This is a genomic window from Paracidobacterium acidisoli (genome assembly GCF_003428625.2).
Taxonomy (GTDB): domain Bacteria; phylum Acidobacteriota; class Terriglobia; order Terriglobales; family Acidobacteriaceae; genus Paracidobacterium; species Paracidobacterium acidisoli.
This window is the reverse complement of record NZ_QVQT02000001.1, coordinates 412,545-434,136: the sequence shown is the minus strand read 5'-3', so window position 1 is coordinate 434,136 and position 21,592 is coordinate 412,545. Positions and strand designations below refer to the sequence as shown.

The window sequence follows — 21,592 nt, the reverse complement described above, 5'->3', positions numbered from 1 at the left end:
TTCAGACCGCGGAGCGGCGTTTCGTAAGCAGTGCGCCGCCCGCAGCTGCACAGACCGCCAGCACGCACAGATACGCAAAGACATCGCCGTACTGCGTGTAGAAGGTCACGTCGCTCTCGTAGCCGTACCGGGCCACCAGCGAGGTCAGCGCATGGCGCGGCGCCGACACCGTCACGCGTCCTCTCGGATCGATCGCCGTCGTCACGCCGGAGTTGGTATCGAGCAGCACCCAGCGATGGTTCTCGATCGCCCGCATCCGCGTCATGTAAAGGTGCTGCCACGGGGCGCTCGTGTCGCCATACCATCCGTCATCGGAGATATTCACCAGCACCTGCGCGCCGTTCTTCACGAACAGGCGCACCTCATCCGCAAAGACCGACTCGTAGCAGATGATGGTGCCGAAGGTGTGCCCGTCCGTCTGAAACACATTGCGCGCCCGACCGCGCTGCAGGTCGCCTACCTGCTGCGTCAGCTTGTGCGCGAAGAAGAGCAGATTGCGATAGGGAATATATTCGCCGAAGGGCACAAGGTGAATCTTGTCGTACCGTCCGACGATCTGTCCGTCGGGATTCGTAAACACCGCCGAGTTGTATGTCCCGCTCGCATCGTGGCCCAGCATCCCGGCAATCACCGGAGCATGCGCCGTCTCCGCAATCGCGCGCATCGCCGCAATCGTCTGCGGACGATCGCTCATGAACCACGACGCCACCTCCGGCCACACCACCACGCCCGGCGCAGTGACATTGCGGTCGCACGCCGGCGTCGTCAGCGCAGTCTGCCTCTGTGGCAGTCCCGCATAGGCTTCGCTGCACGTGCTCAGGCTCTGCTGCAGAATCCACGCAACCTGCCCGTCCCACTCCTCGCCGATCCAGTGATCGTCCGTGGCCACATCGATATTCGGCTGCAGCATTACCGCATAATTCGAAGTCGGTGACGCGGCCGGTGAGACGAAGCAGCCGCACTGCAGCGCTCCCGCCAGTACCACGGCCACTGCTCCCGCCATTGCGCGCGCGCGGAATGGCGCCGCCACCAGCGCCGCCGTCAGCAGCGCGCTCACCGCGACCAGAATGAAGGAGATCCCGTACACGCCGGTGACGGGCGCAATCTTCGTCAGCCACAGGTTGTCCACCTGCGCATAGCCAAGCTGGTCCCACGGAACGCTGGTGACGCGCGCCCCGGCCAGCTCGATCCCCGTCCACGCAAACGGAGCCAGCCCGAGCGCCGCCCACACTCCGAAGCGCAGTCGAAAATACGCGACCAGAAAGCCGAAGAGCGCGAAGTAAAGGCCGAGAATCAGGCTGAAGAGCAGCACAATGCCGGCCGAGCCCACCGGCGGCACGTGCCCGTAATAGAACATGGTCTGGTAAATCCAGTAGCAGTTCAGCACGTACCAGACGACGCCGCAGAGATACGCCGTCAGCGTCGCGCTGCGCAGCGGACGCGGCGACTCGGCCGTCGCGCGGCAGAGCAGCGCATACAGCAGCGGAGTCAGCGCGATCCACGCCAGTCCCGTGCGCCACACCGGCACCGGACCCGCAACCGGAAAGCAGTAATTGAGCAGAATGGCGGAGAGCAGCGCCAGCGCGTATCCGGGAAGGGAAGAGCGCACCGGAGCCGAAGCGGCGGGAGCGGCAGAATGCAGCGCGGTAGCCACGATGGAATTTATTCGCCGAACAGTTCGGTCAGATCTTCGATGAAGCTGATGACGACGATAGCCGAAGACCCCACCAGTCCCAGAAAGAACAGGAAGACAAGCAGATGCATCCCGGCATGCGCGAAGGCGATCACGAGAACGATTATATCGCCGCGAAGTGCAAACACAGTCAGACGTCCTCCGCCGAAACGCCGTTTTGATAGCGGAAAGCTTTCCTTGGTCGGGACGGACGGCTGTTATACACTCACCCCTGGGCGTCCCTTCGGCAGTCCCCGTCTTCAAAAGGGACGATGAATGGGCGCAGTTCGTCCTCATTCCATGTCAGCCGGATCCACGTATAACGCCCCACACTCGATGCGAGTGAAGCTGGTTGTCGCTTCCTCCGTCATGCTCACCTTCATCTCCTTCTGGCGTGCCGCCGCGGTCGTGCTCAATGACCTCGGCTCCTCGGCGTTTTATGCCGGAGGCATCGCAGAGGAGGCCGTCGGCAAGGCCGCGCCCTGGTTCATTCTCGGCGTCATGCTCTTCTCCTTTGCCGTCCGGGCAGTCTATGTCGAGAGCTGCTCGATGTTTACCCGCGGCGGCGTCTATCGCGTGGTCAAGGAGGCCCTCGGCGGAACCTTCGCCAAGATGAGCGTCTCCGCGCTGATGTTCGATTACATCCTCACCGGGCCGATCTCCGGCGTTTCGGCCGGTCAGTACATTACCGGCCTGCTGAATGAGCTGCTGCAGGTGGGCGCAGTCCACGGCTGGCTGCCTCCGGCGCTGCTCATCGGCGCGCACGAGGCGCGCCATCTGCCCATGAACGGCATGTCCGCGGTCTTCGCCCTCGCGGTCACCGTGTATTTCTGGTGGCAGAACATCAAGGGCATCGAGGAATCGACGGACAAGGCGCTTGAGGTCATGAAGATCACCACCGTCATGGTGGTCCTGCTTCTCGGCTGGGGCTTCTTCACCGTCTTCTGGCGCGGCGCGCACCTGCCGCCGCTGCCCGTTCCCTCGAACCTCCACTTCTCGCACGACGCGCTCGGCTTTCTCGGCGGCACAAAGCTGGCGACCACGCTCGGACTCTTCGGCATCCTCATGGCCTTCGGCCACTCCGTGCTGGCCATGAGCGGCGAAGAGACGCTGGCCCAGGTCAATCGCGAGATCGAGCACCCCAAGCTCAAAAATCTCAAGCGCGCCGCCATCGTCATCGCCATCTACAGCTTCGTCTTCACCGGCATCGTCTCGCTGCTCGCGGTCATGATCATCCCCGACAGCGTGCGCGTGCCCGTCTATCGCGACAACCTCATCGCCGGTCTGGCCATGTATATGGTGGGTCCGATCACGCTGCGCATCGTCTTCCGCGTCTTCGTCGTCATCGTCGGATTCCTGATGCTCTCCGGAGCCGTCAACACATCGATCATCGGCTCGACCGGCGTGCTTATGCGCGTCGCCGAAGACGGTGTGCTGACCGACTGGTTCCGCAAGCCGCACCGCCGCTTCGGCACCAGCTCCCGCATCGTCAATCTGGTCACCGGGCTGCAGCTCTTTACCATCATCGTCAGCTGGGGCAACGTCATCACCCTCGGCGAGGCCTACGCCTTCGGCGTCATCTGGAGCTTCACCTTCAACTCGCTCGCCATGCTCGTGCTCCGCTGGAAGTACAAGGGCGAGCGCGGCTGGAAGGTGCCCGTCAATCTGAAGATAGGGAAGACCGAGCTTCCCATCGGCCTCTTCTGCGTCTTTCTCACCCTCTTCACCACGGCCACCGTCAATCTGTTCACCAAGAGCGTGGCCACCATCAGCGGCGTGGCCTTTACCGCCGCCTTCTTCACCATCTTTGCCATCTCCGAGCGCCGCAACCTGCGCCGTCAGGCCGTCACCGATCAGCAGATGAAGGAGCACTTCCAGCTGGAGCACGAAGACACCATCGGGCTCGAGACGCTGCAGATCCGGCCCGGAGGCATACTCGTCAGCGTGCGCGACGCCGCCAATCCCTTCGCGCTCAAATGGGTGCTGGCCCGCACCGATACCGATGAGCAGGACATCGTCGTGCTCACCGCCCGCATGATGGGCGCAGGCGGCCCCGAATATCTCGACGAGCAGATCTTCAGCGAGCACGAGCAGATGCTCTTCACCAAAGCCGTATCGGTGGCCGAGAGCTTCGGAAAGCATGTTTCCCTTCTGGTCGTGCCCGCGGGCGATATCTTCGCGGCGCTCGTGCAGGTAGCTAACTCGCTCGAAGTTACAGCCCTGGTCTCAGGACTTTCGACAAAGATGTCCGCGCAGCAGCAGGCCTGGCACGTCGGCCAGGCATGGGAGAACCTCCCCGAGCCCAAGCGGCAGTTCACGTTCTATGTGATCATGCCGAACGGCGAGGCCATGTCCTTCCACATCGGTCCGCATGCGCCCGCGCTGCAGGCCGAAGACGTGCAGCTCGTGCACCGGCTGTGGCTCAACTTCCGCCGCGAGCCCGAAATGCAGAACCTTCATCACAGCGATATCGTCACCTATGCGCTCACCCGTCTCGCCGTCGAATACGCGCGCGACAAGCAGGAGACGCTGACGGCTCTGCGCCGTCACGCGCAGGACGGCAATCGCAGCGCTCCGCTTGGTCTGAGTTATGGCGCAGGATATCGCGATGAGCAGGGAATTCCCGTGCCGCGCGCATCCGCCGACCGAGATACAATCTGACTTTATTTCCTTCGCGCGCTTATATAATTTGTCGATCACTTGCTAACCCATTTACTCTGAATATATGGCTGTGCTGATAACCAGGTCCTGATTCATTGCCTGCGGACCGGAGCCGGATCAGTGCGCTATAGGAGGATACGTGGAAGTTAGCCGAATTCTTGCTGAGCTGGATCGTGAAATAGAACGTCTGAAGGAGGCGCGGGCTTTACTTGCCGGAACCTCGGGAACCAGAAATGCAACGAAGGCCTCACTCAACGGAGCCGGAGGCAAACGCACCATGAGTCCGGCTGGACGCCGCAAAATCGCCGAGGCGATGAAAAAGCGCTGGGCCGAGCGTCGCCGGGCCGCAGCCGCCGCGGGTAAAAGTTCAAAATAAGGCAGAGATTCAGAACAGAAATACGGTTGACTGTTTAGCAGGATTGAAAGCGGATATTCAGAACCAAGAGGGAAGGGGCAGGCTTATAAGCGCCTGCCTTCGTTGTTTCTGAGCGATTAACGGATAACTTTACCCGGTTCGGTAAACAATACCTCGACCGATGTTCCCGCCAGATACTGCTCCAGCTCGCGCGGTGTGCCGGTAAGTGCCGGAAAAGTTCCGAAATGAACGGGCAGCACGGCATTAACTCCCAGATATTTCGCAGCCTGTGCGCCGCCCTTCGGGCCCATCGTATAGAAATCGCCAATCGGCAACATGGCTATCTGCGGTGAATAAAGGTCGCGGATAAGCTGCATATCCGCAAATACGCTCGTATCTCCGGCATGATAGAGAACCGGTCCCTGATCGATGGTCAGCACAAAACCGGTCGCCACCCCGCCGTAAAGCACCTGCCCGTTGTCCTCGATGCTCGACGAGTGCTTCGCCTCCACCTGCGCAATCGAGAGATCTTTGAAGCGCCATGACCCGCCGAGGTTCATGCCGATAGCCTTCTCGACGCCCTTCGTCTGTATCCAGTCCGCGAGTTCGACATTCGCAACGACGGTCGGTCCATGTTTCTTCGCCACCGGCACCGCATCGGCAATGTGATCGGTGTGCCCGTGCGTGAGCAGCAGAAGATCGATCTGCTCCGGAAGCTCGAAGCCCTTCGGGTATCTGGGATTGTGCTCGATAAACGGATCGATCAGGATCGTCGTGCCCTGCTGCGTCGTGATCAGCACCGTTGCATGACCGAGCCAGGTAATGGATGCGCCTTTAAGATCTGCCATGCGAACAGGGTACAGCGTCCCTGTCGGGAGCATGAAAATCGTGGAGGAAAAGGCCCTTGACCGCATCGAAGCGGCGGCGTACTGTTCTCCGCATGGGCGAAGAAAAAGCGAAAATACCCCTCTTTCCGATCCTTCAATCCGACGAGCCGGCCCTCTCAGGAATCGCCCGCATCGCCGCCTGCGGGCACGAGGTCGACCACGGACACCTGGTGGAGTTCCTCTCCCTCGACGCGAAATCCATCCTCAACCGATCCGTCTCGAAGCGCATGCACTACTTCCGCTGGAGCATCAATCCCTATCGCGGCTGCGAGTTCGGCTGCCGCTACTGCTACGCCCGCTACACACACGAGTTCATGGAGCTGCGCGACCCCGAGCTCTTCGAGCGGCAGATCTATATCAAGCAGAACGCCGCCTGGCTCTTCCGCCAGGAGCTGCGAAAGATCAAACGCGGCGAGTACCTCGCTCTCGGCACCGCGACCGATCCCTACCAGCCCATCGAGCGCCGCGCGCGTGTCACGCGCAGCCTGCTTGAGGTCTTCGCCGAGCAGGCCGGGCTGCAGCTCGGCATCGTCACCAAATCGACGCTCATCGAGCGCGACATCGATCTGCTGCAGCGGATCGCCGCCCGCAACCGTCTCGTCGTGCACATCACCATCACCACGCCTGACGCCGGCCTCGCCAGAATCCTCGAGCCGCGCGCTCCGCGCCCCGATCTGCGCTTCCGCACCGTCGCCGCGCTGCGCCGCGCCGGTCTCGAGACCGGCATCCTCTGCTGTCCCGTCATGCCCGGCATCACCGACACCGCGCCCGCGCTCGAGTCCGTGGCTCGCCGCGCTCAGCGCGCCGGAGCCAGCTTCATGGCGGCCAATCCGCTCTTCCTCAAGCCCTGCTCGCGGCCCACCTTTCTGGCCTTCATCCACGATCACTTTCCGCAGCTCGAAGACCACTACGCGAAGCGCTACGGGAATGCAGATTTCGTATCGGAGGCCTACCGCAAACGCGTCGCCGATATCGTCGCCGCCGTGCTGCGCAAATACGAGCTGGACCGCCGGCCGACCGATCGGCTGCTGCTGCAGAAGCTGGCCTCGTTTCCTGATCTGCCTGCTGACAGCGCAGGCTCGCCCGGCCCTGCACTGCCCGTACAACAAGAGCTGTGGCCCTCCGCGAAACCCTCCGGCGCTTTGTATGGCCGCCGCCGCGAAACGCGTTCCGCATGATGTCAGACCGCGGAACAAAGCAGGGCAGCGCCGCGAGTTACAGGGGAAAGGTTGCGAGCTTACGCCGCCTTGCGTATAGTTCGAGCAAAGCCGGAAAGCACAGGAGTCTATGCATGGCAGCAGGAGAAGTCAGCGCCGCAATCGGCAAATCCGTCCAGATTCGCGGTGAAGTAAAAGGCAGTGAGGACCTGCTCGTCGAGGGTCTCGTTGAAGGCACCATCACCCTCACCGAGAGCCGTCTCACCATCGGTGCCAATGCGCGTGTGCAGGCCAATGTGTCGGCTCGCGACGTGGTCGTGCAGGGAACGCTTCGCGGAGACATCACCGCCGGCGGCCGCGTCGATCTGCGCTCCGGCTGCAATGTGTCGGGCGATATCCGCTCGGTAAGGCTTGCCATCGAGGAAAACGCCGTATTCTCCGGCAAAGTGGATCTGGTGCAGGCGGGCGCTGCGGCGCATGAGCGTCCGGCAGCAGCCGCACCGCCGGCTGCGCCGGCCTCGGCATCGGGTTCTGCCTCCGGTTCGGCCTCCGGCGCACTCTTCAATGCTCCCGGCCAGAGCTGAAACATCAGGGCGCGGTCCCGTCAGGGCACAGGCCTGAAGGCGCGTAGCCCAGGCGGCAAAGGCTGCGCAGCTGCGCGTTATGCTGTTTTCAGCATCCGGACAGGAACCGGGCAAGGGGATCATCGAGCAGCGTGATTCGAAGTCTCTTTCAGCGAAAGCAGGGCGAATCCGACCGGCAGAGCCGTACCGTGCTCTCCGGCCCGCGCATTCCCCGCCACTCCAGCGGCTGGACGGCGCTGCTGAAAGACATGAAGGCCGAGCCCGGCATGCGCGTGCTCGATATCGGTCCCACCTCGCCGCAGAACATCAACTTCCTCACCGGCCTCGGGCAAAGCGTCTACATGGCGGACATCGTCCATGAAGCGCTCACCGGCCAGTGGGAGCTGCCCCCGTCCGAGCCCGGCGCCGAGCCGGGATTCAACATTGAAGGCTTTTTCGAGCAGAACCTGAACTTCGAGGGGCGTGAGTTCGATGCGGTCCTGCTCTGGGCCACGCTCGACTACCTGCCCGATGCGCTGGTCGCCCCGCTCATCGAGCGTCTGCACCGGGCCGTCCACCACGGCGGACGCATCCTGGCCATCTTTCACAGCAAGGCTACCGGCCCCTTCACGGCCTACTGCCGCTACCACCTCACCGACAGCTCCGAGATCGAGATGCAGGAGTCTGAGCCCTTCCCGGTACGCCGCGTCTACACCAACCGCAATATTGAGAAGCTCTTCTCCGCCTTCGGCAACTACCGCTTCTTCCTCGCCAAAGACAACCTCTACGAAGTCATCATCACGCGCTGAAGAGGCGTCGTCCTTCTTCGATCATCGATCGAATCGTCATCCCCTCCGGCAGCTTCCGTCCGCGTCCAAACTCCCTTAGCGTATCGATGGCTGCCTGCCTCCGTTCGTCCGAAAGCAAATCGTTCTGCGTTTCACAGCAGCTATCCGTCCTGTGATCTTTTGTATCGCTCATGCCGCACTCCGCTCCGGAAAGCAGTCTTGAAATCAGAGGCAGCTCAGTGCTTCGCCAGCTCTGCGATCGCCTGGAAGAGATGCCCCGGCTGCGGCAGAATCACATCTTCCAGCAAGGGCTGATACGCCACGAAGGTATCCATCGCGGCCACGCGCTTTACCGGAGCATCCAGGTCGTGGAAGAGCTCATCGGCAATCCGCGCCGCGATCTCCGCGCCGTAGCCCCAGCTCAGCGTGTCCTCGTAGGCCAGAATCACGCGGCTGGTCTTCCGCACTGACTCCGCGATCGCCTCCCAGTCGTACGGATTAAGCGTGCGCAGGTCCAGAATCTCCGTCTCCACGCCAAGCTCGCGCTGGGCGCGCTGCGCCGCCTGCAGAGCGCGGGGCACTACCGCTCCGTACGTCACGATGGTCAGGTGTTTGCCTTCGCGCATCCGCTTTGCCTTGCCGAAGGGAATCATGTACTCCGGTCCCGGATACGCCGCCCGTCCCCACGTCTCGCGGTAGAGGCGCTTGTGTTCCAGAAAGAGCACCGGATCGTCGCAGCGCAGCGCCGTACGCAGCAGGCCGTTGGCGTCGAGCGCATTCGACGGCATCACCACGCGCATCCCGGGCGTGTGCGTAAACAGGCTCTCGCCGCACTGCGAGTGATAGATCGAGCCGCCGGTCAGGTATCCGCCGATCGGCACGCGAATCACCGCGGGCGAGGCAAAGCCGCCGTTCGACCGCCAGCGCATCACGCTCATCTCATTGCGAAACTGATGCATCGCCGGCCAGATGTAATCGAAGAACTGAATCTCCCCGACCGGCTTCACTCCGCGTGTGGCCATGCCCACCGCCCGGCCCACAATTGCCGCCTCGGCCAGCGCCGTATTGTACGAGCGGTCCGGCCCGAACTCCGTCTGCAGCCCCGCCGTCAGCTTAAAGACGCCGCCTTTGCCCTTCACCAGCCCTTCGCGAAGAAACTCGTCATGGCTGCAGTCCGCAACGTCCTCACCAAAGACTACGATGCGCGCATCGCGGCGCATCTCGTCGCGCAGGCAGGCGTTGATCAGGTCGGCCATCGTGCGCTCCGGCGCTCCCGCCTGAGCCGCCGTCTCCGTCTGCAGATCGGCGCGCGTCGGGTCGAAGTCCTCCGAATACTGATGGCGCAGAATCGCCGCCGCCGTCGCCTCCGGAAGCGGCGCGCGCAGCGCCCGCTCCGCCGCATGGCGAACCTCTTCATCCACCTCGCGCTCCAGGCGCGTGATCGCGTCGGCATCCAGAATGCCTTCGCGCAGCAGAACCATCTGGAACTTCGAGATCGGATCGCGCAGCGTCTCGGCTTCGCGCTCCGACTTCGGGCGGTAGAGCTTGTCGTCGTCCGAGAAGGAGTGCATGTAAGGGCGGGTCACGTGCCCATGCACAAAGGCCGGGCCGTTGCCTGCGCGGCACCAGGCAACAGCCTGTGTCATCGCCTCGTAACTGGCAATGGGATCGGTGCCGTCCACCTCGGCAAAGTAAAAGTTGGGGAAGCCGCTCACCACCCGTGAAATATTGCCGCCCGGCGTATTCACCTCAACCGGAACCGAGATCGCGTAGCCGTTGTCCTCGATCAGAAAGACCATCGGCAGCCGCAGGTTTGAGGCGATGCTGATCGCCTCCCAGAACTCGCCCTGGCTCGTCGAGCCCTCGCCGATGCAGGCCAGCGTCACCTCGTCGTCGTGGAAGCCCACATCGCGGAACTGGCGGTAATCGCGGCCGTCGCCCCGCTCAGCCGCCTCCGGATGATGCGCAAAGTAGCGCCCTGCCTCCGCGCAGCCTACCGCCTGCAGGCACTGCGTCGCCGTCGAAGAGGAGGTGGAGACAATGTGCAGCGCCGCGCTGCTCCAGTGCGAGGGCATCTGCCGTCCACCGCTCGAAGGGTCCGTCGCCGCGCCTACCGACTGCAGAAACTGATCTTCCACCGTCTGCCCCAGCGCGAGGCACAGCGCGCGGTCGCGGTAATAAGGGTAGAACCAGTCGTAGCCGGGCTTCATCGCCAGCGCCGCCGCCACCTGCAGAGCCTCATGTCCGGCGGTCGAGATCTGAAAGAAGATCTTCTGCTGATGCTTCAGAATGATCTCGCGGTCGTCAGTGCGCCGCGAAAGATACATCAGGCGGTAAATCTCGATCAGCTTTGCGGTATCCAGCCCGTGGGCGGTTCCGTTCTGTTTCTGTTCTGCCCCAGCTACTGCGGTACGGCCCATCGGCACCTCTCGGCTACGTACGAAATCGGCTCCCGCCGAAATCGCCTCTTCCTATGTTCGATAAATGACTGCAAATTGTACAGCCCGGGCAGCCGCCCGGACCATACCCTTCGGGGAAGAAATGCACTGCTCTCAGCCAGGCCCCAACCGGGGACAAAAGCACATCTCTGCCTGAACTTTCGATGACCGTGGAGCAATCCCGGCCCCGGCGGCTTTGCAATTGTTTTGTAACCGGACCCTGGAACAGGGAAGGCCTCCGCCGCAAATCGCTCCGAAACCGGCCACTGGCCGTTCTTCTGCGCTCCTTGCACCGGCTTCTGTGCATCCCGTACACTCATGCTTTTCAGCGCGGCAGGCCCATAACCAAAGGAGATGGAGGAGACCATGCCCTGCAGACCGGCGTGAAGACACGACGCCTCATCGCTCTTCTCAGAGCGCTTCGATTCCGGTCCGTTACCGGATCTCTGCCGCCTGGCTGTCCCCTGCCTCCGTTGACCGTCGTTTTCGCCGCGTGCTTTAATGAGCCGTTTTGTGCCGGATGTACATCTGCCCCGCCGGTGGGTGTTCAAAAAACAGGTCTTATCTCAGCAAGTATTTGCATCAAAATAGCTTGTTTTTATTTTTAGGGCAGTGGTGACCGCTTCTTGCCGGTCATCCAAACGGGTTTCTGATTTTTTCTGGAGGATGTTGAATGGCTTCATTCCCTGCAGCAGCCGCCTGGATCTGGCAGGCAGGCAGCGAAGGCTCCACGGGGAGCGGCAGTATATATCTCTGGATCGCGCTGGCCGCCGGCGTCCTCGGACTTCTGGCCGCTTATCTTTTTTCGCGATCGGTTCTGGGCTCTGACACCGGCACACCGGAGATGCAGCGCATCTCCGACGCGATCAAAGAGGGTGCGGAAGCCTTCATGAAGCGCCAGTACGGAACGATTGCTCTGATCGCCGCCGGGCTGGCCGTCGTCCTTTTTGTGGGCTATCAGCTTTCTCCCTTCACCCGGCCCTATGCCGTCAAGGTGGTCATCAGCTTCATCATCGGAGCCGCCTGCTCGGCCATCTCCGGACAGACCGGCATGGCGGTCTCCATCCGTTCGAACATCCGCACCGCTGCCGCGGCGCGCACCAGCCTGGGCAAGGCCCTGCAGATCGCCCTTCGTGGCGGTGCGGTCACCGGCCTGGTCGTGGTCGGACTCTCTCTGCTCGGCGTCGGCATTCTCTTCCTCGCCTTCGGCGGACTGCATGACCCGCAGCAGGCGCCCTATCAGCTCGTCGGCTTCGGCTTCGGAGCCTCGCTCGTCGCGCTCTTCGCGCAGCTTGGCGGCGGCATCTATACCAAGGCTGCCGACGTCGGCGCTGATCTCGTCGGCAAGGTCGAGGCCGGCATTCCGGAAGACGATCCGCGCAATCCGGCCGTCATCGCCGATCTGGTCGGCGACAACGTCGGCGACTGCGCAGGCCGCGGCGCTGACATCTTCGAGTCCACTGCGGCGGAAAACGTCGGCGCCATGATCCTCGGCGCGGCGCTCTTTCCCGTCTTCGGCATCAAGGGCATTCTCTTTCCGCTCATCGTGCAGGCCATCAATCTCGTGGCCAGCATCATCGGCGTCAGCATGGTGCACAGCAAAGAAGATGAAGACCCGATGCACGCGCTGAACAAGGGCTACTACATCACCACGCTCCTCGCCCTCGCCGGCTTCGCCGCCGCCGTCTACTTCATGCTCGGCGCGCGCTGGTGGCTGCTCGGATGCGGCATCTGCGGCATCATTACCTCCTTCCTCTTCGTCCGCATCACCGAGTACTACACCGAAACCCGCTTCCGTCCCGTGCGCAGCATCGCGCTCGCCTCCACCACCGGCCCGGCCACCAACATCATCAGCGGCCTCGCCATCGGTATGGAGACGCCCGCGCTTCCCGTCATCGTCATCAGCGCGGCTCTGCTGCTCAGCTACTACTTCGGCACGCTCGGCCTGCACGATGTGACGAACATATCCAGCTACGCCAAGGGCATCTACGGCACCGCCATCGCCACCATGGGCATGCTCTCCTCGGCGGCCTACATTCTGGCAATGGATACCTTCGGCCCCATCACCGACAACGCCGGCGGCATCATCGAAATGAGCAATCAGCCCGAGAGCGTGCGCGAAAAGACCGACCGGCTCGACGCCGCGGGCAACACCACCAAGGCGCTCACCAAGGGCTACGCCATCGGCTCCGCATCGCTCGCCGCCTTCCTGCTCTTCTCGGCATACCTCGCCTCCATCCACGACATCGTCAGCCAGCGCGTCGCCGCCGCAGGCGGCGTAATGCCGCCCGGATGGAGCTTCTCGAACATCAACCTCGCCTCCGTGCCCGTCTTCGTCGGCGCGCTGCTCGGAGCCATGCTCACCTACCTCTTCTCGTCCATGGCCATCAAGGCCGTCGGACGCACCGCGCAGACCGTGATCGAAGATGTGCACCGCCAGTTCCGCGAGAATCCCGGCATCATGGCCGGCACCTCGCAGCCCGACTACGGACGCTGCGTCAGCATCGTCACCGGCGCCGCGCTCAGGGAGATGGTTATGCCCGGCGTGCTCGCCGTCGCCATGCCGCTCATCGTCGGTGTCACCTTCCGCTACTTCAGCCCCGAGTTCCATCTGCACGACCTGATGAGCAGTCCGCGCATCAACGGCGTGCCGCTCAACCTCGGCGGAGCCGAAGCCGTGGCCGCGCTGCTGATGGTGGGAACCATCAGCGGCATTCTGCTCGCCATGCTCATGAACAACGGCGGCGGCGCCTGGGACAACGCCAAGAAATACATTGAAAGCGGTGCGCACGGCGGCAAGCGGTCCGAGGCGCACAAAGCCGCGGTCGTCGGCGATACGGTCGGTGATCCCTTCAAGGACACCGCCGGTCCATCGCTGCACGTGCTCATCAAGCTGCTGGCTACCGTGACCCTGGTGCTGGCTCCGTTATTTGTCTGACGGCGGGCGCAAGCTACGCAAGGCCGCTCTCGAAGGAGGGCGGCCTTTTTCGTTCGCGCGCAAAAATCTGATATGGTTCGGGCCATGGCGGCAGATCGGAAACCCTGGTTGCTCAGAACGCCGAAGCGCTGGACGCATTTTCGTTCGGTGCCCATGAATCGGTTGTGGGTGCTGATGGCCGCGGTCTTTCTTCTCTTTTCGGTGATCGGGTTTTATGTCGATCTCACCAGCCGGGGAACTCTCCCCTATGCCGTGGTGCTGCTCATCGCCGCCGTTTCCGGCCTCAATGCGGCGTTGTGGATCATCGTGCTCGCGCGGCTGCCGGTCATCGCTCTGGTCGGGCTGGCGGTCCTTCAGTTCTTTACCGGCACGTTCGACAGATGGGCTTCCGACCGTCTGGCTCAGGCGTTTCACGTGCTGGAGGTTCCATCGGAGAAGGGCATCGCATTTGCATCGACCGGAATCATGGTCGTGGTGATCGTCTCCTATGTATTTTTCATTGCGTACATCCGGCGCGAGGGCAGGGAGTCGTTCCGTCTGCGCAATGAGCTCGAGCTCGCGCACGGCATGCAGAAGACCCTGGTCCCGCCCATCGCGCTCAAGACCCGCCGCTTCGAGATGTACGGCGTCTCGCGGCCCAGTGAGAAGGTGGGCGGCGATCTGGTCGATGCTCTCGCTCTGTCCAATGGCGATGCCATCGCCTATCTCGGCGATATCGCCGGCCACGGCCTCTCCGCCGGCATTCTGATGGGCATGCTCAAGACCGCGACGCGCACCGCATTGCTCGATGCCGCGGTGACCGAATCCGGCAGCACTCTGCCGCAGCTCTTCGAGCGCCTCAACCGCGTGCTGCCCGCGGTGAAGGAGCCGCACATGTACGCCACCTTCACCGCCTTCCGCCTCAACGCCGACGGCAGTGTCTTTTACGCTATGGCGGCCAGTCCGCCCATCCTGCACTGGCAGGGGGAGCGCAGAGCGCTTGATCGCCTTGAAGAGGAGCAGTACCCGCTCGGCCTGCTGCCCGTCTCCGGCTTTACCGGCGATACGCTGCAGACCGCGCCCGGCGATCTGCTCGTCGTCGCCACCGACGGCATTCTCGAAGTCTGCGACCGCCATGGCCGCGAGTTTGGCGTGGACTCACTCGAAGAGGCCATCGCCGGCCACGTGGCGCGCCCTCTGCCGGAGCTGGCAGAGGCCATCCTGGCCCAGGCCGGAGCCTTCGGAAAACAGATTGACGATCAGACGCTGCTGCTGATCCGCTGCCTTCACTGACCGTCGCGCATCTTGTCCTTCACCGATTTGGCCAGCTTCTCGATCTCTTCCGCTTTCTTCACCACATGGAGTGAAAGCTGATCCTTGGTGCTTTTTTCCACGTCGGCCTTCAGCTCCTGCGCAAGCACCAGCAGTCTCGTCGTCTCGTCGGCGATCTCTTTCTGGCGCTGCACCGCCCGCTGAATCGCCATGTGTCTCTCGGCTTCTTCGAGTCTGTGGTCCGGAGGCTCCGACGCGCTGAAGGGGGGAGTAGGGTTGAGAGCCGGCGGCAGGGCCGGGACCTGCTGTGCCTGCCACGCATGAGCATCAGCGCAGCAGAAGCTGATCAGCAGCAGTGCGGCCCAGCGCAGAATTGCATCTAAGTGTCGGATCGGGCTTCGCATGGCACATTATAGGAAGATTCCATCGCCGTTATCGAGAAAAGAATGAAACCTTTCCTTTTGATCGCACCACATGAACTTTTCCGTGGCTTCTTCGATACGCTGAGCCGTGAATATGTGCAGGATCTTCAGGATTTTCTGCACGATAAGCTTCCCCGGCTGATTGCCGTCGCGGTTGCCGCGTGGCTGCTGTCGCGCCTGCTCAACGTCATCTCGGCGCGCGTCATTCGCACTGCCGAGCGCCATTCGACCGGCGCCGGGCATCTCGCCCAGGTCAAAACGCTCACCGCCGTCGTTCGCGCCACCGGCATCGGCGTCATCGCCGTCATCGCCGCGCTCTATATTCTGCCTCTGCTGGGCTTCAACCTCGGGCCGCTGCTCACCAGCGCCGGAGTCGCCGGAGTCGCCATCGGCCTCGCCGCGCAGACCATCGTGAAAGACTGCCTCAACGGCTTTCTGATTCTCGTCGAAGATCAGTACAACGTCGGCGATGTCGTCCGTCTCGCCGGACTCAGCGGCACCGTCGAGACCATGTCGCTGCGCAAGACCATGGTGCGCGACAGCGACGGCACGCTCTACGTCATTCCCAACTCGCAGATCACCACCGTCGCCAACCTCACCCGCGACTTCTCCGTCGCCACCATCAACGTCTCCGTCGACTTCTCCGCCAAACCCGACGAAGTCATGAGCCTGCTGAAAGAGGTGGCGATGGGCGTGCGCAGCGATCCCGCCTACTCTGCCGTCTACCTCGCCGATCCCACGCTGCTCGGCGTCGATTCCATCAAAGGATCGCAGGTCATCTATCCCGTTCAGCTCAGAACCAAAGCCAATCAGCAGTGGGCCGCCATGCGCGAAACCCAGCGCCGCATCCGCATCGCGCTCGACGCGCACGGCATGCTCCCCGGCGATCCTCTGCGCGTCTACAACCCGCTGTCGCCGTCCGCGCAGCCTCCGGTTACGGGCGCCGAGACCGCGGCTGCCGTAAAGCCGCCCGATCCCACCACAGCAAAGCCGAACGAGATCAATCCCTTCACCGGCGAAGGCATGTAAGCAACACGAGCCGCGGCCCGCTTCATGACGTTTGTCATATTCGATTCGTGACAACCTCCACTGGGGCCGGTCTCACGTTCACGCGATCCTGTCTCCACGCTCCGGAGAAAAATCTTCGGAGTGAAGGAGACACGCCATGTCGGCAACTTCCGTACTTCCGGATCGAGCCCGCGAGATGCGGCCGTCCGCTGCTCCTCACGGCACGCCCGCTGCGCGCCTGCATGCGGTGACAAAGCGCTACGGTCAGAACACCGCGCTCGACGGCCTCTCGCTCCATCTTTATCCCGGCGAAGTGGTGGCGCTGCTCGGTCCCAACGGCGCCGGCAAAACCACCGCCGTGCGCCTGCTTCTAGGCCTCATCTCGCCCACCGCGGGCAGCGTGCGCGTCATGGGCCGCGACCCGCGCGACTCCGACGCGCGCACCCGCATCGGCGCCATGCTGCAGGTCACGCGCGTGCCTGAGATGCTGCGCGTCCGCGAGCACATCGATCTCTTCCGCAGCTATTACCCTCATCCGCTTCCCGCTGCGGAGATCGTCCGCATCGCAAAGCTCGAAGGCCTTGAAGAGCGCATGTTCGGCAGGCTCTCCGGCGGCCAGAAGCAGCGCGTCCTCTTCGGCCTCGCGCTCTGCGGTAATCCCGACCTTGTCTTTCTCGACGAGCCCACCGTCGGCATGGATATCGAATCGCGCCGCAGCCTCTGGGACGAGATTCGCGCCCTCTCCGCCTCCGGCAAAACCGTGCTGCTGACCACGCACTACCTCGAAGAGGCCGACATGCTCGCCAGCCGCATCGTCGTCGTCAACAAAGGAAAGGTCATCTGCGAAGGCACGCCTGCTCAGATCAAGCACCGCGTCTCCGGCCGCCGCATCCGCTGCGTCACGCAGCTCGAGCCCGGCTTTCTGCGCTCGCTGCCCACCGTCGCCGATGTGCAGCAGGACCGCGAAGCCGTCGTCGTGACGGCCGAGCATCCCGAGAGCGTTGTGCGCGAGATGCTGCTGCGCGATCCCGGTCTGCACAGCCTCGAAGTCTCCGCCGCCGCGCTCGAAGATGCCTTCCTCGCGCTCACCGCAACGGATTCGCATCAGCCGAATGCCGCGCCGCAATCACAGCCACATTCATAGCCGCATTCACTCACCCGAGGAGAAAATCATGGCCACCCTCGCCGTCGCCCATCGCCCGCAGCCTTTCACCGCCGGTTATTACGCGCGTCTCTTCCGCAAAGAAACGCAGTACGAAATCCTGAAGATGCTCCGCACCCGCATGTTCTCGATCTCCGTCATCGGCTTTCCCGTCATGTTCTATCTCCTCTTTGGAGCCACCAACCGCCACAGCGACTACGCCCGCTATCTGCTCGCCGGCTACAGCTGCTTCGGAGCCGTCTCCGCCTGCCTCTTCGGCATGGGCATGGGCATCGCGCTCGAGCGCGCCCAGGGCTGGATGGAGCTGAAGCAGGCCAGCCCGCTGCCGCGCCTGGCCTATCTCGGCGCCAAGACCATCTCCTGCGCGCTCTTCGGCCTCATCACCACCGCGGTGCTGCTCGTGCTCGGCATCACCATGGGCGGAGTGCACCTACACGCCGCAGAGACCGCGCGCCTCTTCCTTGTCGTCTTCGCCGGCTCGCTGCCCTTCTGCGCCATGGGCCTGCTCATCGCGCTCATCGTGCCGGCAAACTCCGCCCCCGGCATGATCAATCTCATCAACCTGCCCATGTCCTTCGCCTCCGGCCTGTGGATGCCGATCGACATCCTCCCGCACTGGCTGCAGCGCATCGCGCCCGCCCTGCCCATGTATCACTTCGCGCAGATCGCGCTTCGCATCTTCGGATTCGCCCGTCCCGGCTCCGCGCTGCCGCACTGGGAGGCGCTCGCCGGCTTCACCTGCGTTATGCTGGGCATTGCCTGGGTGGTCTTTACCCGCAGCGAGGCCAGATCGTGACCGCAGCCGATAAAAGCCGCGAAGCGCAGTGCGCCGGGGAGCACTCCGGTCCGCTCCCCTCACTGCGCCTCGCCGGTACCTTCAATCGCGGCGAGGACCGCGTGCGCTGGGTCGACTTCGTCTGGCTCGTCTACTCCATCTTCTTCTTCATCGATCCCATCGGCCGCCACAGCGCCATCGCGTGGATTCACTTCGCCCTCTTCTACGCGGTCTTCCTCGCCATCTACACCACTATGGTGATGGCGCACAACCGCTGGCTCGGACGCGCCGCGCTCATCGCCATGGCCGTGCTCGGCCTTTGGTACACCCCCGCAAACCCCGGCGCCATGGGTGTCATCATTTATGCGGCGGCCTTTCTGCCCTTCCTCTTCGAGCGCATCGCCGTCGTCATTCCGCTTCTCATCACGCTCTGCGCCGCCATGCTCCTCGAAGGCTGGCTGCTGCACCTCACTCCGTGGAGCTGGGGCATCTGCCTGCTCATCGCGCTCGTCGTCGGCTGCACCAACATGATCTTCGCCATGCAGAAGCGCGCCGCTCAAAAACTCGGCCTCGCGCACGAAGAGATCGCGCATCTCGCCAAGGTCGCCGAGCGCGAGCGCATCGCCCGTGACCTGCACGATGTTCTGGGCCACACGCTCTCCGTCGTCGTGCTTAAGTCCGAGCTGGCCGGCCGTCTCTTCGATCGAGACCCGCAGCGCGCCCGCACCGAGATCAAAGAGGTTGAGCAGATCGCCCGCACCGCTCTCGGCGAAGTGCGCGAGGCCATCCGCGGTTATCGCGCCGAAGGCCTCGCCGCCGAGATCGACCGTGCCCATCGCACGCTCGAAGCCGCGGGAGTCACGCTGGAGTGCGAGGCAAAGCCGCCGAAGCTGCGCGCCGCCGAAGAGACCGTGCTCTCGTTAATTGTGCGCGAGGCGGTGACAAATATCGTGCGCCACGCTCAGGCCAGCCGCTGCCGCTTCGAATTCGAAAGGAACGAAGCCGGCACCTCGCTGATCGTCGAAGACGACGGACGCGGCGGCGTGCGCCAGGAGGGGAACGGACTGCGCGGCATGCGCGAGCGCGTCGAATCGCTCGGCGGCCATCTCAGGATCGACTCCGCGCACGGCACCCGCCTGGTCATCGAACTCCCGCAGAGTCTTCCGGAGCAGGCATAAGACGTTCGGAAAAAATGCAGATATAAGATGTTCGGAAAATTTTAGTTAGCAGATGTCAGGAAAATGCAGGGATAAGACGTGAAAAAGATACAGGTCATCGTAGCTGAAGATCAGGCGATGGTTCTGGGCGCGCTTGCCGCTCTGCTCGAGACCGAGCCCGACATTGCCGTCTGCGGCCGCGCCGCCAACGGCCGCGAAGCGCTCGCCGCCGTCGGAAAGCTGAAGCCCGACGTGCTCGTCACCGATATCGAGATGCCGGAGATGACCGGCCTCACGCTCGCCGGTGAAGTCCGCGACCGTCATCCGCAGACCCGTGTCGTCATCCTCACCACCTTCGCGCGGCCCGGCTATCTGCGCCGCGCTCTCGATGCCGGCGCAAAGGGCTACCTGCTCAAAGACCGTCCCGCCGCCGAGCTCGCCGAGGCCGTGCGCCGCGTGCATCGCGGCCTGCGTGTCGTCGATCCCGATCTCGCCGCCGAAGCCTGGGACAGTGGTCCCGATCCGCTCTCCGAGCGCGAGCGGCAGATTCTGTGGCGTGCCGGAGAAGGGAAGTCGAGCGGCGACATCGCCGGCGAGCTGCACCTCTCCGAAGGAACCGTGCGCAATTATCTCTCCGAGGCCATCAGCAAGCTCGGCGCATCCAACCGCGTCGAAGCCGCCCGCCTCGCGCGCGCCAAAGGCTGGCTCTAGAGCGCGTCCCCAAAAAGAAAACGGCGGCGCAGGCACGCCGCCATCTCAGCTTTCTAATCGCTAATCGCTGATCCCTGTCTTCCTCTAATCCAGCGCTTCCGGATGAATCGCGATGTCCTTTTCGCCTGCGGCCTTTTTCTCCCAGTACTTCTTCACCCAGGCGTCGAAGGTTCTGCCCGCCGCCGTGTCGCGTCCACTGAAGTTGAGCGCCGCAATCTCGGAGTAGGCAATCGTCAGCTTCGTCCGCTCCGTCGACGGAATCACGCGCACCGCCGAATCCGCCAGCGTCTTTCCGTTGCGGCGGTCGAAGACGTATCCCTCGATCGTGCGCCCGTCCTTCAGCGTCAGCGTAATGTCTCCGCGATAATCGAAGGCCTTTTCCAGCGCCTCGCGTATCTCGTCGTCCGTCGCCAGCGCCGGAATCCAGCCTTCGAGCTGCTCGCGCTCGCGGCCTTCCGCAATTTCCAGCTCGTCGGGATTCACCGTGTGCGTGGTCATACGGTTGTTCCTTCCCCTACGCGAGTATCGATGCGGGCCGTTGTCTGAACGGTGGCCTCGATCTGGATCAGCGGATTGAAGCTGTGCATCGGCTTCACCGGCTCGTTCAGCAGGTCGAGCGCGCCGCGATCCTGGTAGGTGTCAAAGAAGGTGGCCATCGCCGTTTCCAGCAGCCCGCGCAGCGAGCCGAAGGTGTAGTAGACGCCGGAGGCTTCATAGCCCGAATGCACCATGCAGTTCGCACACTTCGGATTGCCGCTCTCCGTGCCGTAGTTCGACCAGTCGGTGGTGTCGATCAGTTCTTTGAACGTATCGGCGTAGCCGTCCTGCAGCAGATAGCAGGGCTTCTGCCAGCCGAAGACGCTGTACGCGGGCATGCCCCAGGGCGTGCAGGTGAACTCGCGCTTGCCCATCAGAAATTCCATGTACATCGGCGACGCGTTGAACTTCCACGACTTTTTGCGGTTCGACAGAATCGCGCGGAAGAGGCGGCGCGAGCGGGCGCGGCCCAGAAAGTGCTTCTGATCGGGAGCCTTCTCGTAGGTGTAGCCCGGCGCAACCATCACTCCTTCCACGCCGATCTCCATCAGCTCATCGAAGAAGGCGCGAACCGAATTCGGATCGGCTCCGTCGAAGAGCGTGGTGTTCGTGGTGACGCGGAAACCCGCCGCAATCGCGGCTTTGATGCCTTCGACCGCGATGTCGTATCCACCCTCGCGGCAGACGGAAAAGTCATGGTGCTCGCGCTGGCCGTCAAGATGCACGGAGAAGGAAAGATATTTGCTCGGTTTGAAGAGGTGCAGCTTTTCCTTCAGCAGCAGCGCGTTCGTGCACATGTAGACGTACTTTTTGCGCGCCACCAGGCCGGCCACAATCTCATCGATGCGCGGGTGCAGCAGCGGCTCGCCGCCGGGGATCGAGACCATCGGCGTGCCCGCCTCTTCGACTGCCTTAAAGCACTCCTCCGGCGTCAGCTCCTGCTTCAGAATGTGCGCAGGGTACTGAATCTTGCCGCAGCCGGCGCAGGCCAGGTTGCAGCGGAAGAGCGGCTCCAGCATGGTGACGAGCGGGAAGCGCTTTCGGCCCTTCAGCTTCTGGCCGATAACGTAGGTGGCAACGGTCCACGCCTGAGAAACAGGGACTGCCATT

Annotated in this window: 20 protein-coding genes; 12 read left to right on the top strand and 8 right to left on the bottom strand. The window is 63.1% G+C overall.

The window, feature by feature from the left end:
- Position 1: 1 nt before the first annotated feature.
- Positions 2–1,654 (bottom strand): apolipoprotein N-acyltransferase, encoded by a 1,653-nt coding sequence (gene lnt, locus D0Y96_RS01870; RefSeq protein WP_158562133.1) that lies wholly within the window; start codon positions 1,652–1,654, stop codon positions 2–4.
- Positions 1,655–1,662: 8 nt separating this feature from the next.
- The gene (locus tag D0Y96_RS20645) at positions 1,663–1,821 is read right to left on the bottom strand and encodes a hypothetical protein (RefSeq protein WP_158562132.1); all 159 of its coding nucleotides are present in this window, start codon (positions 1,819–1,821) and stop codon (positions 1,663–1,665) included.
- Between the two features lie 151 nt (positions 1,822–1,972).
- On the opposite strand from D0Y96_RS20645, the gene D0Y96_RS01860 reads away from it, so the two are divergent.
- Both D0Y96_RS01860 and D0Y96_RS01855 read left to right on the top strand, forming a co-directional pair.
- The gene (locus D0Y96_RS01860; RefSeq protein ID WP_117297631.1) at positions 1,973–4,333 is read left to right on the top strand and encodes an APC family permease; all 2,361 of its coding nucleotides are present in this window, start codon (positions 1,973–1,975) and stop codon (positions 4,331–4,333) included.
- A gap of 139 nt (positions 4,334–4,472) precedes the next feature.
- Entirely contained in the window at positions 4,473–4,709 is a 237-nt protein-coding gene (locus tag D0Y96_RS01855; protein WP_117297630.1) for a hypothetical protein, read from the top strand.
- A 116-nt stretch (positions 4,710–4,825) separates the two neighbouring features.
- Here the strand turns inward: D0Y96_RS01855 and D0Y96_RS01850 are convergent, their stop codons facing one another.
- Positions 4,826–5,536, bottom strand: a complete 711-nt coding sequence (locus D0Y96_RS01850; protein WP_117297999.1) for a metal-dependent hydrolase — start codon at positions 5,534–5,536, stop codon at positions 4,826–4,828.
- Between the two features lie 56 nt (positions 5,537–5,592).
- Here D0Y96_RS01850 and D0Y96_RS01845 point away from each other — a divergent pair, with 56 nt between their 5' ends.
- The 3 genes from D0Y96_RS01845 (at position 5,593) to D0Y96_RS01835 (ending at position 8,104) form a co-directional block, all read left to right on the top strand.
- Positions 5,593–6,753, top strand: a complete 1,161-nt coding sequence (locus tag D0Y96_RS01845; protein WP_350448948.1) for an SPL family radical SAM protein — start codon at positions 5,593–5,595, stop codon at positions 6,751–6,753.
- Positions 6,754–6,866: 113 nt separating this feature from the next.
- Positions 6,867–7,316 (top strand): bactofilin family protein, encoded by a 450-nt coding sequence (locus D0Y96_RS01840; protein WP_117297628.1) that lies wholly within the window; start codon positions 6,867–6,869, stop codon positions 7,314–7,316.
- 131 nt (positions 7,317–7,447) lie between these two features.
- Positions 7,448–8,104, top strand: coding sequence for a class I SAM-dependent methyltransferase (locus D0Y96_RS01835; protein WP_117297627.1), 657 nt, complete (start codon positions 7,448–7,450; stop codon positions 8,102–8,104).
- Here the strand turns inward: D0Y96_RS01835 and D0Y96_RS01830 are convergent.
- Both D0Y96_RS01830 and D0Y96_RS01825 read right to left on the bottom strand, forming a co-directional pair.
- Positions 8,094–8,276, bottom strand: coding sequence for a hypothetical protein (locus D0Y96_RS01830; RefSeq protein WP_117297626.1), 183 nt, complete (start codon positions 8,274–8,276; stop codon positions 8,094–8,096). The genes D0Y96_RS01835 and D0Y96_RS01830 overlap by 11 nt on opposite strands.
- Before the next feature lie 43 nt (positions 8,277–8,319).
- Positions 8,320–10,503, bottom strand: coding sequence for an alpha-ketoacid dehydrogenase subunit alpha/beta (locus tag D0Y96_RS01825; protein ID WP_117297625.1), 2,184 nt, complete (start codon positions 10,501–10,503; stop codon positions 8,320–8,322).
- A gap of 691 nt (positions 10,504–11,194) precedes the next feature.
- Between D0Y96_RS01825 and D0Y96_RS01820 the strand changes: the two genes are divergently transcribed.
- A complete protein-coding gene (locus D0Y96_RS01820) occupies positions 11,195–13,459 on the top strand; it encodes a sodium-translocating pyrophosphatase (RefSeq protein WP_117297624.1) in 2,265 nt (754 codons plus the stop codon).
- 153 nt (positions 13,460–13,612) lie between these two features.
- On the top strand, positions 13,613–14,731 hold the full coding sequence (locus tag D0Y96_RS01815; protein ID WP_158562131.1) for a PP2C family protein-serine/threonine phosphatase: 1,119 nt from the start codon (positions 13,613–13,615) through the stop codon (positions 14,729–14,731).
- Here the strand turns inward: D0Y96_RS01815 and D0Y96_RS01810 are convergent.
- Entirely contained in the window at positions 14,725–14,922 is a 198-nt protein-coding gene (locus D0Y96_RS01810) for a hypothetical protein (RefSeq protein ID WP_147324888.1), read from the bottom strand. The two genes, D0Y96_RS01815 and D0Y96_RS01810, sit on opposite strands and share 7 nt — an antisense overlap.
- A 249-nt stretch (positions 14,923–15,171) precedes the next feature.
- On the opposite strand from D0Y96_RS01810, the gene D0Y96_RS01805 reads away from it, so the two are divergent.
- The 5 genes from D0Y96_RS01805 to D0Y96_RS01785 all read left to right on the top strand — a co-directional run bounded on the left by D0Y96_RS01805 (position 15,172) and on the right by D0Y96_RS01785 (position 19,945).
- Positions 15,172–16,161, top strand: coding sequence for a mechanosensitive ion channel family protein (locus D0Y96_RS01805; RefSeq protein ID WP_252263377.1), 990 nt, complete (start codon positions 15,172–15,174; stop codon positions 16,159–16,161).
- A 136-nt stretch (positions 16,162–16,297) separates the two neighbouring features.
- Positions 16,298–17,284: an ABC transporter ATP-binding protein gene (locus tag D0Y96_RS01800; RefSeq protein WP_350448947.1), complete on the top strand. Its 987-nt coding sequence runs from the start codon at positions 16,298–16,300 to the stop codon at positions 17,282–17,284.
- Positions 17,285–17,312: 28 nt separating this feature from the next.
- A complete protein-coding gene (locus D0Y96_RS01795) occupies positions 17,313–18,098 on the top strand; it encodes an ABC transporter permease (protein ID WP_117297620.1) in 786 nt (261 codons plus the stop codon).
- Positions 18,095–19,255, top strand: a complete 1,161-nt coding sequence (locus D0Y96_RS01790) for a sensor histidine kinase (protein ID WP_350448946.1) — start codon at positions 18,095–18,097, stop codon at positions 19,253–19,255. Before D0Y96_RS01795 ends, D0Y96_RS01790 begins: the two co-directional genes overlap by 4 nt.
- A 78-nt stretch (positions 19,256–19,333) precedes the next feature.
- Positions 19,334–19,945 (top strand): response regulator transcription factor, encoded by a 612-nt coding sequence (locus D0Y96_RS01785; protein WP_117297619.1) that lies wholly within the window; start codon positions 19,334–19,336, stop codon positions 19,943–19,945.
- 84 nt (positions 19,946–20,029) lie between these two features.
- Here the strand turns inward: D0Y96_RS01785 and D0Y96_RS01780 are convergent, their stop codons facing one another.
- Positions 20,030–20,443, bottom strand: coding sequence for a hypothetical protein (locus D0Y96_RS01780; protein ID WP_117297618.1), 414 nt, complete (start codon positions 20,441–20,443; stop codon positions 20,030–20,032).
- Positions 20,440–21,591: an adenosyl-hopene transferase HpnH gene (gene hpnH / locus D0Y96_RS01775; protein ID WP_117297617.1), complete on the bottom strand. Its 1,152-nt coding sequence runs from the start codon at positions 21,589–21,591 to the stop codon at positions 20,440–20,442. The genes D0Y96_RS01780 and hpnH overlap by 4 nt, the downstream gene beginning before the upstream one ends.
- Position 21,592 lies beyond the last annotated feature (1 nt).

Bases quoted from the DNA above. Each gene is read 5' to 3' on its own strand.
- D0Y96_RS01860 (WP_117297631.1), top strand. From the start codon at position 1,973: ATGTCAGCCGGATCCACGTATAACGCCCCACACTCGATGCGAGTGAAG.
- D0Y96_RS01850 (WP_117297999.1), bottom strand. From the start codon at position 5,536: ATGGCAGATCTTAAAGGCGCATCCATTACCTGGCTCGGTCATGCAACG.
- D0Y96_RS01840 (WP_117297628.1), top strand. From the start codon at position 6,867: ATGGCAGCAGGAGAAGTCAGCGCCGCAATCGGCAAATCCGTCCAGATT.
- D0Y96_RS01830 (WP_117297626.1), bottom strand. From the start codon at position 8,276: ATGAGCGATACAAAAGATCACAGGACGGATAGCTGCTGTGAAACGCAG.
- D0Y96_RS01825 (WP_117297625.1), bottom strand. From the start codon at position 10,503: ATGGGCCGTACCGCAGTAGCTGGGGCAGAACAGAAACAGAACGGAACC.
- D0Y96_RS01820 (WP_117297624.1), top strand. From the start codon at position 11,195: ATGGCTTCATTCCCTGCAGCAGCCGCCTGGATCTGGCAGGCAGGCAGC.
- D0Y96_RS01815 (WP_158562131.1), top strand. From the start codon at position 13,613: ATGAATCGGTTGTGGGTGCTGATGGCCGCGGTCTTTCTTCTCTTTTCG.
- D0Y96_RS01810 (WP_147324888.1), bottom strand. From the start codon at position 14,922: ATGGCGATTCAGCGGGCGGTGCAGCGCCAGAAAGAGATCGCCGACGAG.
- D0Y96_RS01800 (WP_350448947.1), top strand. From the start codon at position 16,298: ATGTCGGCAACTTCCGTACTTCCGGATCGAGCCCGCGAGATGCGGCCG.
- D0Y96_RS01795 (WP_117297620.1), top strand. From the start codon at position 17,313: ATGGCCACCCTCGCCGTCGCCCATCGCCCGCAGCCTTTCACCGCCGGT.
- D0Y96_RS01780 (WP_117297618.1), bottom strand. From the start codon at position 20,443: ATGACCACGCACACGGTGAATCCCGACGAGCTGGAAATTGCGGAAGGC.
- hpnH (WP_117297617.1), bottom strand. From the start codon at position 21,591: ATGGCAGTCCCTGTTTCTCAGGCGTGGACCGTTGCCACCTACGTTATC.